This window comes from Ruegeria sp. AP12 (assembly GCF_056540025.1).
Window position 1 is genome coordinate 1 of the sequence record NZ_JBQFVZ010000347.1, and the last position, 515, is coordinate 515.

The window sequence follows — 515 nt, forward strand, 5'->3', positions numbered from 1 at the left end:
GTTCACGCCGCTGGCCGGGGATCGCAACTTTGCCGACGATCTGGCTGTGATCGGCGGGTTGGCCCGGTTCAACGATCAGCCGGTGATGGTGATCGGCCATGAAAAAGGTTCGGATACCAAGTCGCGGATCGAGCGGAATTTCGGCATGGCCCGCCCTGAAGGCTACCGCAAAGCCGTCCGCCTGATGGAGATGGCCGGGCGGTTTGGTCTGCCGGTCGTGACCCTGATCGACACCGCAGGGGCCTACCCCGGCAAGGGCGCAGAGGAGCGCGGTCAGTCCGAAGCGATTGCCCGGTCGACCGAGATGTGCCTGAAAATCGGAGTGCCCTTGGTTTCGGTCATCATCGGCGAAGGTGGGTCTGGTGGGGCCGTCGCCTTTGCAACGGCGAACCGCGTCGCGATGCTGGAGCATTCGGTCTATTCGGTGATCTCACCCGAAGGCTGCGCCCCGATCCTTTGGAAAGACGCCGAGAAGATGCGCGAGGCTGCCGAGGCACTTCGCCTGACCGCGCAGG

1 protein-coding gene is annotated in these 515 nt (G+C 64.1%); it reads left to right on the forward strand.

Features of this window, described 5'->3' with window-relative positions; all coding sequences use genetic code 11:
• Window positions 1-515: carboxyl transferase domain-containing protein (locus tag ACR0E6_RS23140; protein WP_480587845.1), on the forward strand; the 515-nt coding region annotated here is incomplete at both ends.